Source organism: Paenibacillus nitricinens, from assembly GCF_052056485.1.
Lineage (GTDB): Bacteria > Bacillota > Bacilli > Paenibacillales > Paenibacillaceae > Paenibacillus_AQ > Paenibacillus_AQ nitricinens.
In genome coordinates, this window is record NZ_CP183948.1 from 2,100,294 (window position 1) to 2,112,074 (window position 11,781).

General features: G+C 47.8%; 6 protein-coding genes. 1 reads left to right on the forward strand and 5 read right to left on the reverse strand.

The features are described 5' to 3' along the window. Positions 1 to 385: 385 nt before the first annotated feature. Positions 386 to 6,337 carry an immunoglobulin-like domain-containing protein gene (locus tag ACN6KS_RS09155; protein WP_440961843.1) on the forward strand — a complete coding sequence of 1,984 codons (5,952 nt, stop codon included), beginning with the start codon at positions 386 to 388 and terminating at the stop codon, positions 6,335 to 6,337. 116 nt (positions 6,338 to 6,453) lie between these two features. Here the strand turns inward: ACN6KS_RS09155 and ACN6KS_RS09160 are convergent, their stop codons facing one another. From ACN6KS_RS09160 to ACN6KS_RS09180, 5 genes are read right to left on the reverse strand one after another with little or no spacing between them, the layout of a single operon-like run. Beyond that, positions 6,454 to 7,584, reverse strand: a complete 1,131-nt coding sequence (locus ACN6KS_RS09160; RefSeq protein WP_440961844.1) for a YheC/YheD family endospore coat-associated protein — start codon at positions 7,582 to 7,584, stop codon at positions 6,454 to 6,456. After that, complete coding sequence (locus ACN6KS_RS09165; RefSeq protein ID WP_094874140.1) at positions 7,566 to 8,084, reverse strand: N-acetyltransferase; 519 nt, start codon at positions 8,082 to 8,084, stop codon at positions 7,566 to 7,568. Before ACN6KS_RS09165 ends, ACN6KS_RS09160 begins: the two co-directional genes overlap by 19 nt. Positions 8,085 to 8,109: 25 nt before the next feature. After that, the gene (locus tag ACN6KS_RS09170) at positions 8,110 to 9,222 is read right to left on the reverse strand and encodes a YheC/YheD family endospore coat-associated protein (RefSeq protein ID WP_440961845.1); all 1,113 of its coding nucleotides are present in this window, start codon (positions 9,220 to 9,222) and stop codon (positions 8,110 to 8,112) included. Continuing rightward, the gene (locus ACN6KS_RS09175; RefSeq protein ID WP_094874142.1) at positions 9,219 to 10,592 is read right to left on the reverse strand and encodes a YheC/YheD family endospore coat-associated protein; all 1,374 of its coding nucleotides are present in this window, start codon (positions 10,590 to 10,592) and stop codon (positions 9,219 to 9,221) included. The genes ACN6KS_RS09170 and ACN6KS_RS09175 overlap by 4 nt, the downstream gene beginning before the upstream one ends. Next, positions 10,593 to 11,771, reverse strand: coding sequence for a YheC/YheD family endospore coat-associated protein (locus tag ACN6KS_RS09180; RefSeq protein WP_094874143.1), 1,179 nt, complete (start codon positions 11,769 to 11,771; stop codon positions 10,593 to 10,595). It abuts the gene before it with no gap. Positions 11,772 to 11,781 lie beyond the last annotated feature (10 nt).

Genomic DNA, 11,781 nt, shown 5'->3' on the forward strand with positions numbered 1-11,781 from the left:
GCCTTTCTGCATTCTGCAAAGAAGCGGTTATTTTGTTGTTGATTATTATACCTCTCGGCAGTTTTCATAACCCATGCAGGCAGAGCGCCAATGAGCCATCGTTTGCTCTGTTTTTTTGTACTGCGGGTAAATATCTCGACACCAATCGAGTTTTTGTGAGTTTTTTGTGAGATTGATTTGGTTTTATGAAACTACATCATTCTCTTAAAGGAGGAGTGCAGGTGCTCAAACTGAAAGATTGGCACGAATTGGACATCCTGCCTGTTAGCAAGTTTCCCTGTTGGGATTGGCAGGTAGTAAACATTCGCTGCTTCCAGCCATCATCTTTCTTACACCGGAAAAGTGAATGCAGTAAAAAATGACTATAAGGAATGGAGAGTGAACAATGAAGAGGTATAAGCTGTTAGCGATAATGTTGGTGTTATCTATGGTATTGTCCATCGTTCCTGTTGCTCCTGCAACAGTAAACGCGGCTGCAGATGGAGCGGGGGCAAGGGCCGAATATGGCGGATTAGGCGGAACTGAGCTTTTCCTGGGAGGGAAATATATAGAGCTTGGAATCAGCAACTGGGGCGATTTCGGCACCGAGGGTAATAAACCCGCAAACTTCCGCGGAACAAACAGTAGAAATAATCTTGGTATGAGTGCGGACCATGACGGCTATGACACTGGTCTGGATCTGCCGGTGGATTATTATTTGCCGGGGTCTCCCGAGGAACGGTTCGCTGTAGGGTATAAGGTGGACGGAAATACATATGCGAGATCTAATTCGGCTGTGATGAACACCAAGCAAATGCCGACTACGGTATTGAATACCTCGCAGAAGGAGAAAGGGCTCCTGAGTGCAACTATCGTCTCAACATGGGCCGGAACAATGGAAATTAAGCAGGTTATAAGCTTTAAAGAAGATTACAAGTTCTACCGTAATGACGTCACAATTAAGAATCTCTCCGACCAGACTTGGGATGGAGCGAGGTATATGCGTTCAATGGATCCGGATAATACGGTAGACCAGGGCGGATCATATGTAACGGCTAATAGGGTAACTCATACTGTAGAGGAGGATGGCGTTGCTGTCGTAGAAGCGAAGACCAATTCGGACGCAGATCCACTCTATAAAGCATTTGGTTCGAGAGCACCTATCTTCTTCTACTCAAGCAATCCGCAGGCTAAGGCATCCGTATTCGGATTTACCAATGTAAATCCTTATGCCTCTGAGGCGTATGACAGTCCGAAGCCTAAAAATCAGGAAGTGGTGGCAGATGCGGGCATCACGATGACCTGGGATTCGGGAGCTCTGGCTCCAAGTGAGAGTAAGGGTTTCACCTACTACACGAGCCTGGACGAGCGGGACTTCAAAAAGGTTCTCGCTGAAATCGAGCTGGATGAGGGCAGCGGCGCCCTGACTGAGACGGAGGTCAATGATGGTACGGTGAAGGGCAGCCAAAAGGTCAACATCCTTGGAGCAACCCTGCCCAAATCGATTGACGTGAACAAAATACGGGTCAACAACCTGCCCGCTGGACTAGGCTTTGAGGTATCCCGGATGAGTGATACCGAGCTTAACTTCAAGCTAACTGGTGCAGCGATAAAACACAGCAAGGAATTTGATGTAGATAACTTGTCTGTGACAGTCGGTAAGGAGAATCTGATCGGGATTTCCTCAGATTTGACAACCAAGACCTTCGGTCTTACCTTCATGGACCCAGCTATGCTGAGCTTGGATAAAGGCATTGTCTCGGAAGCTGTATACGGCAGCGGACAGATTTCAGAGACGTTGCAGTTGTCTATTACCAGCGGCAAATTTGCTTCGGATATTAGTTTATCTGATATCGAGATTCCACATCTTTCAGACGGGCTAAGCGCGACATTGAAGAGAATCTCTGATAAGGAGCTTCAGATCGGCTTTGACGGCATTGCAACGGAGACGGAGGATGTATACAATGCCTACGTAAAGGTAGCGGCTGATAAGCTTGTCGGAAGTCCGACATCTCTAAGCACGAATACGTTTAAGATTGATTTTAAGGACAAGGAGCCTTTTCTGGTCGTTCACTCCCCAGTTTATGAATCCGATCTTAATGATGGCAGCATTGCCGATGCACTGCTCCTAGAGCTCAAGAACGGCACCTTTGATGCATCCGTTACTGATTCAGTATACGCGGTGAATTGGCCGGCTGGACTGGATGTAGGCGGTATTATGATTGATAATCCTACCCAAATGACCTTATCTATTGCCGGACATGCAGACAGTCATGAATTCACGGATAGTATAAATAATGCGCAGGTGACTATCGGGGAAATCCCGTCAACAACCTTCTCAGTCTTATTCCGTTCTCCGCCGCCGATCATTATGGCTTCTCCAGACATTCTCCATGACGCGGGCGACGGATCGGTTGCGGAGACCTTGACGGTAACCCTGAAAAACGGCAGATTTACCGAAGAGGTTAACACTGGTGTAACGATCAATAACCTACCGGAGGGACTGGACTTTACTGTGTTGCGCATCAGTGACACTATACTCGAAGTCCATTTTACGGGACAGGCAACGAAGAAATTCGATGCTTCCGCGTTTGCTTCGGTCACAGTTGATCCTGCCATTGTCATTGACGCTGCAGCATCACTCACCTCGAATAACTTCGATTTGCAGGTGCCGGATGCAGCTTCTCTAATTGTTCGGGATATGACTGATCTTATCTGGGACGCGATCCGGGAAAAGAATATCCAGCAAGCTTCTGTCACCTCGGATGTTTATCTTCTTGAAGAGGGTGCTTGCGGAAGTAAGATTATCTGGACATCTACGAATGAAGCGGTCATCTCGCTTGACGGTACCGTTACTAGACCTTCATTCGCGAAAGGGGATCAAGAGGTTACCTTAACAGCGGAGTTCAGGAACGGTTCCTCTGTCCAGACCAAGACCTTTATTCTTATTGTCAAAAAAGCAGCGGGTACCGATGAGCAGTCGGTTACTGAAGATTTAGATCGGTTGACCTGGGAGATGATTCGGGCCGATAACGAGGGCCAAGAGGGCGTGAAGACGCTGCTAGAGCTGTTGAAGGAAGGTAACAACGGCAGCAGCATCACCTGGAGTACGTCGGACAAGAAAATCATTGATACAGACGGCAAGGTAACGCGTCCTGGTTATCTGGAAGGGAACCAGACGGTAACCTTGATTGCGACAGTAAGCAAGGGTGAAGCTGTCCAGACCAAGGAATTCGTTGTGACAGTCATCAAGCAGCCGAAGACAGACAGTGAAGCCGTAAGCGAAGACCTGGCAGGGCTGACCTGGAAGATGATCCGGGCTGATAATGAGCGCCAGGAGGACGTGAAGACACTGTTGAAACTGCTGAAGGAAGGCAGCAACGGCAGCAGCATTGCATGGAGTACGTCAAATGCTGAAGTCATCTGCACAGACGGCAAGGTAACACGTCCTGGTTATCTGGAAGGGGACCAGACGGTAACACTGACTGCAGTGGTAAGCAAGGGTGAAGTAACCTTAACGAAAGAGTTTGTCCTTAACGTTAAGGCAAAGCTTGCGGATGTTAATGATCAATTGGATGAAGAAATCTCTTTGTTGAGAATCGGCTATACCGATCAGGATACGGCAGACAGTGTAACGCATAATATTAAGCTGATCTCGGAGGGCTTTTATAATTCCGAAGTAGTATGGACTAGTCATAGGAGCGATATTGTCAGTAACACAGGTGAAATCAAACGACCGTTGAAGGATACGATTGTCAGATTGACCGCTCGTGTAACGAAGGATGGATTCTTTCATGAAAAGGACTTCTACATCACGGTTAAGGGAACCAGTCTGGTTGATCTTCCCCAGGATGAACTTAATGTGAATATTGGATATGCACCGGGAGATTCCGAGACTTCTGTAAAGAAAAATGTATTTTTGACGACCAAAGGAGATACCGGTTCCTTATTGACTTGGACATCGGGTAATCCCGTTATTCTCTCCAACAATGGGCGGATTAGCAGACCCGGTCCGGATGAAGAGGACGTAAAGGTAGTGCTTACCGTGCAGCTTGCCGATCCGGACAAGCCGGACGAACCTAGAGTGAAGACGTTTACGGTCATCGTTAAAAAGCTGAGTGATCAAGAAGCAGTGGACGAGGCAGCAAGAAATCTGAAGATAGATGATGCTGCAATCTTTGCGGAAGGTGACATTTGGGAAAGTGTAACTGAAGGCTTCGTGCTGCTGCAGACCGGAAAGTACAGCACTGATATTACATGGGCCTCTAACCACCCGGCAGTCATCGGAATTGAGCAGAACGCTAAAGAAGCTAAAGGCAGAGTGAACCGGAAAAATGAGGAGACCAACGTCATTCTGACCGCAACCTTTAGCAGAAAAGGCAAAACTGCAACCAAAAAATATTTGCTGATTGTCAAGGCATTAGGTGTGACAAAGGACGGAGCTATCCGTCATGCCACCTCCAGACAGGCCGAGTTGTCCATCAATAACGATGGCAATATGCTGCAGCAAGGCATCAACATACTAAGAACCAACATGTCGGATGGGACTAAGATTGATACAATCATTGTGGACGACGATACAATGTTTAATTTGGTGGAAGTGGTGAATCCGAATGATCCGGATCTGGCGAATCGAAGTCTGACTATAAATCACGTGGACGATTCTTCTGCACTTGCGGACGAGATAGCTATAGAAATTCCAGCATCGGCCGTATTGACCCTTGCAGGACGTAATATTACATTGGATATCGTCACTCGTCTGGGATCCATTCATTTGGATGAAGCGAGTATCAAGCAGCTGGAAACTGCAGGTACAGACTTGTATTTCAGGATTGTACCGGTAAAGGATTTGAAGGAACAGAAGACCTTCCAGACGAAGGCCATTAATATCGGTACTACGAAGTTGTCACTAGCCAGTGACCAGACCCTTAAAGTGCAGGGAATACCGCGAGGAATTGAGACCAACTACAGTGGGATCACTACGATTATCCGGATTCCACTGTCTGAGTTGGCTAATGAGATTCCTGTTCAAAGCTCCAGTGCCAGAGATGCCTTCCTAGATCGCCTAAGAATCTATGTTGAACATAGTGACGGTGATATTGTGGTGTATTCTCCTCTGCGGATTGGGTACACCGCTGAAGGTAAACCGGATTTTGTAGAGTTCCAGATCGACAAATTCAGTATTTTCCAGATGGTTCAAATTGCAGCTAAGGAACCGGGCGACTCTCAGAACCCTGGCAACTCGAATGTTGTCAGCACTGATCCAGTACCAGTAAAAGTACCAGCAGACAGTAGAAGTACTGAACTGACTGGCGAGAAGCTGAAGGAACTCCAGGATCAGGATGGAGTGATTAAGGTTGAAACCGACTTAGGTACTATCAAGCTGAATGCTGGTAATGTAAGTCTGGATACAATCCAGAAGCTGTTTGGACAAGAACATATGAATCCGAAAGACCTTGTGATTCGTGTAGGATTAACCGCAGCCGATCAGAGCTACATTGAAGGATTCAAACTTGCAGCCAAGAGGGAGCAGGTACAGCCCGTAGGTCAACCTGTTAAGTTCTATATCGAAGCTTCGTATAAAAATCAGACCCGATCCGTATCCAGTCAAGGTTGGGGAGAATATTCGTTGCCGGTACCGGAAGGAATGAGGATTACAACAGGTGTTCTCTACAAGGATGGCGAGATTTATCATCAGCCAACTTATGTAAATATAGAGAATGGACGTTATTATGCGCGTATTAACAGCCTCGAGACCGGAGTCTTCGGATTAATCTGGAATCCGGAAGAGTTTCAGGATGTCGAGCAGCATTGGAGCAAACAGGATGTTAATGTTATGGGCTCCAGGCTCGTTGCGAACGGCACGAGCGATACGCTCTATGAGCCACAGCGTGAAATCACCAGAGCGGAATTCACGGCTATGATGGTCAGAGCTTTGGGAATTGTCAATTATGATAAGCGTTCTGTATCCTTCAGTGATGTCCCGGCAGATGTGTGGTATGAACGGGAAATGGAAGTTGCGATAGAGAGGGGGCTGATTGCCGGTTATCCTGACGAAACGTTCAGACCGAATAACAGCATCACCCGGCAAGAAGCAATGACCATCGTCAGCAGAGCGATGAAAATTACGGAGCTAGTTTCTTCCCGCAGTGAAGAGCAGTTTTTACAGCTGCTACAGTCCTTTACGGACTCGGGTTCGATCGCCAAATGGGCAGAAAAAGACGTGAAAATGAATCTTTCTGCCGGCATCATTGTAGGTAGAAATGAGCGGCTGGCGCCTAACGAGAATATAACTCGTGCCGAGGCAGCCGCTGCAGTAAGAAGACTTCTGATTCAGTCCGGAATCATAAATCCATAATGGCAGCAATGAATTCATAAATGCTGCTTTAGCCAAAAGTGAAAAAAGCGACGCAACAAACAACCGCACCTTCTGCATCCTGCAGAGTGGCGGTTGTTTTGTTTTTGTGTATCATATCATTCCTCAGTAGTCTTAGCCGCCGCTGGGGCACCTTTATTATTATATAACCATAGCGCATACTCCAAAGGACGTACTAGTGCTTTACGATATGTGTTGCCGTCCCCAGAGCGTGCAAACACTTCACGGGCAGGTTTTGGATTAACCTCCAGCACATAGATTCTTCCTTCGCGATCTATAGCGAGGTCCAGAGCGAGCTCACATAAGGCTCCGAAACTTTCTTCCAGGAAAGCAGCGGCATCAAGTCCTAACCTCTCGGCAGTTTTCATAACCTTATCGGTTTTATCCTGACTACCCAGCCATTCCTTTAGCAGCGTTTCCGCCCGAACGGCGTGCCCACCGCCATGAAGATTGGAGGTTACGCTTCGGGCCGCCCCGACTCTTGCTGCCATACCTGTCAGTTCCCAGACGCCTTGCCCATTTTTTTGAACGAGCATGCGGTAATCATGGAAACGTCCGCCGGGCAGACGTAGTGGGATCCCCTGTTGGACGAGGAAACGTCCACCAATACACCATTGTCGAACGATAGAATCCAATCGGGAGGCAGAGACCTTTCGGGGTGGAATAATCCGGCGATCTTGACGACGGCCTTGAATATCAAATACCCCTTTACTGTCTTTAACCCGCTCAATTCTAAGGATACCGCGTCCACCAGTGCCGTTTGCTGGCTTGATATAGAGTACCGGGCTTTGTTTTAACATTCGGTGCAGATCAGCAGAGGAGTGATACAGTAATGTTTCTGGCATATGCTGCCGGAAGCGACTCTTTTGTGAGAACGTTTGGTGAATGGTCCATTTGTTGCGCAGTGGACGATTCAGAAATAGTAGATGTTTATAGCGTTCACGGAAACGAAGCAACTGTTGAAAGCGTGCGCTGCGCTGGATACGGCAACGGTCATAAATCATGTTCGGGAAGGAACGCCATTTACGTGACCATTTCCCGCTCTTTGGATCAAAGACAAGAGCATGGATCTGCTCTTTACTGGGATGGACATCCATGGGGGTAAATACAAAAATATCCAAGCCCATTCGATTACCCTCAATGATCATTCTCCGGTACACGGCCTTTTCTTCTAGCTGCTTGGCTTCATTTATATACAAAGTAAGAATGCCTAAGACGGGCTCTGGCACAGGAGTTCACCTTCTTGTGGAGAGTTTGTAGTACTGACGGTATTCTGTGGTGACCGGATCAATAAAGTTGGCTTGCCAGTAGGGCCACTAGTAAGCGCCACTGCGGCAAGACCAACATTGAAACACATTTTCAGACTGGCTGTATTATCGCTGGCAACACTGCATTCGAGACGCCCTAAACGATTTAACTGGGCGGCCATAAGGGCGGTGCCTGTATGCCTATTTCGGTATAAGGGATGCACGGCAACGAGGCAGGCCTCTTCACCGAACCCGGATACGAAGCTTACGCCTGCTAGCTGGCGCCCATTCTGACCGCGTACGGTGGCGACAAGCAGCGAGACACCTGGCTCTGACAACTGTTCTGGAGTTAATCGGGCCATTACCTTGCAAGCTTGGTTTGTAATCCGACGCTCCCCATGCTCTCTTATAAACTCAAGCAGTCCGGTTAACCGCGATTTCCACTTTTTAGCATCAGTGTCGTAGATGGAGGATATCTGCATGCAGTGTCACATCCTTTAATGAATTCTACTTGGAATGGCGTGCTAAGTGCTGGCCATATTGAAAGATTCGCTCCAAAGAAAGCTTGCGAATCGCAGGCTCATCAAATTTCATCGGCCGGGAGTTTGCTTCAAAGAACCAGAGTCCACCGTTCTCATCGACACCGAGATCCATCGACATCTCCCCGAGCATAGAATCAGAGGCTCTTTCAATTTGTCTGGCAATTAACAGAGCAGTTGTAGGTACACTTTTTAAGATAGAGGCTGCTCTTTCGGTTCCAAATGTGCTTTCCAGCATGGTGGAGGGCTCCTCGATACTTCCGCCACGAGGTACATGCGTAGTGATGCTGCGGGCACCGGCTAGACGCGCACCTATGCCGGTCAATGCCCAGCCGCCTCTGCCGTTTTTCTGCAGAAGTACACGTAGATCAAAGGGTCGTCCTCGATGAGTCGCTAGTTCAATAGCTTGCTGTACGATATAGCGCGAGCTTCCCTTTTCTTTTCCTATCCGTGCCCAGAGGCGTTCTACTGAGGCAGCTTTGTAGGTCACATTTTTTTTGCCGCTTTGAATTTGCAGCCGATAGGGTAAGGTGGTATCTGCACGGTATTTTAAACGCATAATTCCTTTACCTGCTTTGCCATTCTCAGGTTTTAGGTAGAGGCTGGTATGATTATTTAACATGGCGATAAGCGTGTTCGCACTGCGTAAACGTCTGGTTTTTGGAACATGCTTCGAGGTGGCATGTGAGCCCTTTAGCCATTCAAATAGACTCCATTTATTGAAAAAATATGGATTATATAGCTTAATGCCTGGATGTTCCAGGCACTGAGCTATTTTGCGTACGACAGCAGGTTTTTCCTCATCCTCACGGGTAGGAATTCGGTTATAGATGATTTGTGGAAGAGGTACAGGAATGCTGTACCATATCTTCCCGTTGGATGATGGGACATAACCGTTCACCATCCGTTCCTCAAGCTTCAAGTCACGGACGGTGACGACGTAGACAAGAAATCCCAGCTCCTTGCCTGTGCGGATGATGTCCCGGAAGTTATTGCGGTTGCCATTAAATTGCCTTACTTTATCGCTGGTTGTCAGTATGGCAATAACGGGTTTTGATTCATCCGGAATATGGGTGTTCACATCTCATCCCTCCTGCGGAATTTGCTGAGGTATAGACAATGCTCCAAAATGTGCTCGATGGAAGCTTTGCCCTCAGCGCGCAGGGAAGGATGACGGAAGATGGAACGTCCTGGTTTGGCGTTGGCCTCGAACATCCAGATGTCTTCATCCTGATCAATGCCGAGATCAAAGCCAATTTCACCGAGCAAATGACGATGCTGGATTTCTAAGGATTCTGCCAGCTTAATGGCTGTACTCTTCGCACGCTGCAATACTTCATCTGCTCTGCCGCCGAATACACGCCCGAGCGCCTGCCCAGGTGTAAGCAAAGCCCCCCCATTTTTGAGGTGAGTAGTGACACTGCCCCGGCCGGCTTTTTTAGCGCCAATGCCGACTACAATCCATTGATTACTGCCGTTTTTATGCATATGGAATCGGAAATCAATCGGGCAGCCATCAATTTCAATCAAACGTATTCCTTGTTGGACGATATAATTTTGCAGGCCTTGACCGTGTCGTGACCGAAGCATACGCATAAGGCTTTCAAAGGTAGTGAAGCGCAGAAGTACGTTTTTCCCACCCTTGCGGTAGCGGGCAAAATACCCTTTTTTCGGCAGATAGGTGAGTCGGTAAATCCCGTGACCCAGGCTGCCTGCGGAAGGTTTATAGTACACAAAGTGGTGGCGATCCAACATTTCTCTCATTTTTTCGGAAGAGGGATTGCTGTGGGTCTCAGGTACGTAACGGTTTGCAGCTCCGTCATTTTCTAGCAACCGATAAATATCGGATTTATTGAAAAAGCTCCAGTTGAAGTAAGGGATTTTCTTACGCATAAATCGTTCGCGAAGCTGGTTGATATAAGGTGAAGTCTCCGCTCTCCGACTGGGTAGCCGATTGTAGACAACATCAGGTAGAGGAACCATTTTACGCTCGAATTTGCCGCCTGCGGTTAAGAAATAACCATAGACTTGCTCCTGCTGCCAGTTGATATCACGCGGCATAAAGGCAAATATATAACATTTATTACTGCCTTCCCGCAGCAATTGCTTTATGAAGCCAGTGCGAGAACCGAAGGGTTGATTTGAAGATGCTGGTCCATCGGACAATACACCGACTAAAGGTCCAAGCTGTACTTCGTCATTCTGTAGATTGCGTAAATAGATCCCACCAGATTTCGGAACCTTGATAGCACTCTTTACACCAGTGGCAAGGAATAGATGATTTCCGGCACGCTTGATGGGCTTAATCATGGTCGGGATGGCATCTTTACCGAGTCTAAGGCGTATGTTCTTTTTCCCGGTTAATTTCAAGCTTTTCATCAGTGCACCTGATACATATACAACTCTTTGGGGCTGCTTAGTGAAATGCACATTGCAAAAAGTGAGACTCATTTATGAATCCTCCTTAGGAACCATTGTTATCATTCTCCCGTTTATAACGGAGCTGTCCGTAGATAGGGATGGTATCCGTCGCTGTGTGAGTAGCAGATGGCGCGCATAAGACAGTGGATTCTCGGCGGCGAGCTTAGCAGCCCGGCGGTCGCCCGTCAGCCGGAATACCGTGCGCCCTGGCTTGGAATTTGCTTCTAGTAAATGAATCCGACCGCTCGAATCAATACCGAAATCTAGGCCGAGTTCTCCAAGCCTACCGCATGCGGCCTCCAGAAGAGGAGGCAAGTATGCAGCTTCTGTAGCAAGCTCCTGCATGATGTCTTTTCCATCCTGACCATATTCTGCAAGCAAAAAGGGCAAAGGAGGAACCGCAGTTCCACCGCCATGCAGGTTCGAAGTCAGTGAACCATGATTACCCAGCCGAACGGCCATGCCTGTAAGATCCCAGCGGCCGAGGCCATTCTTTTGCATCAATACACGCACATCGAACGGTTGCCCCTCACGATTAGTTAGGTGCAGATAAGGCTGTATAATATAGCGGCGTGTGCCGATAAATTCATGAATCCAGTTCAGTCCTTCATCCTGCGAGCTGAATACATATTGAAAGGGTGTATTTGTTCCATCACGCCCTCGTACTCTTATGCCTCCTCCAGAGCGTCTGTTCTGCATTATGGCATGCAATGTACGTTTGCCATGAGAGCCTGCTTTGGGTTTTAGGAAAACTCCGTATTCTCTTTCAGCAAGCATATTGCTTAACTTGCGTGTACCGGTATAAAGTACAGTTTCCGGAAGTAAAATAGCGGCTCTTCGGTTGCGCTTCAAGATCTCGTATACGCCCCATTTATCAGGTAAACCTCTTGACCAAGGTAGTGAACGGTGAAGGAAAGAGAGGGCAGACGAAGCTTCTTTTCTTTCTTTCGGACTATTGTAAAAACAACGATTATAAATGATATCTGGTGGTGTAGAGGTCGTATTGTGCCAGCTTCCGTCTTTCCATGTATAACCGGTTATAGATGACCCGTCTGCCGCTACTCCGTCCGGATGAAACACGAGGACTTTAAGGTTATATCGCGGAGCTGCACGGCATAAATGACTGCAAAATTCTGGCTCGGCAATCGGAGGATTCCCGTGGCGACGGCCCGTCATAATGCCGAGGAACCCCATAGCTGTTTCAGTCATTGTGTCCTCC

Bases quoted from the DNA above. Each gene is read 5' to 3' on its own strand.
- ACN6KS_RS09165 (WP_094874140.1), bottom strand. From the start codon at position 8,084: ATGCAGATATCCTCCATCTACGACACTGATGCTAAAAAGTGGAAATCG.
- ACN6KS_RS09155 (WP_440961843.1), top strand. From the start codon at position 386: ATGAAGAGGTATAAGCTGTTAGCGATAATGTTGGTGTTATCTATGGTA.
- ACN6KS_RS09175 (WP_094874142.1), bottom strand. From the start codon at position 10,592: ATGAGTCTCACTTTTTGCAATGTGCATTTCACTAAGCAGCCCCAAAGA.
- ACN6KS_RS09180 (WP_094874143.1), bottom strand. From the start codon at position 11,771: ATGACTGAAACAGCTATGGGGTTCCTCGGCATTATGACGGGCCGTCGC.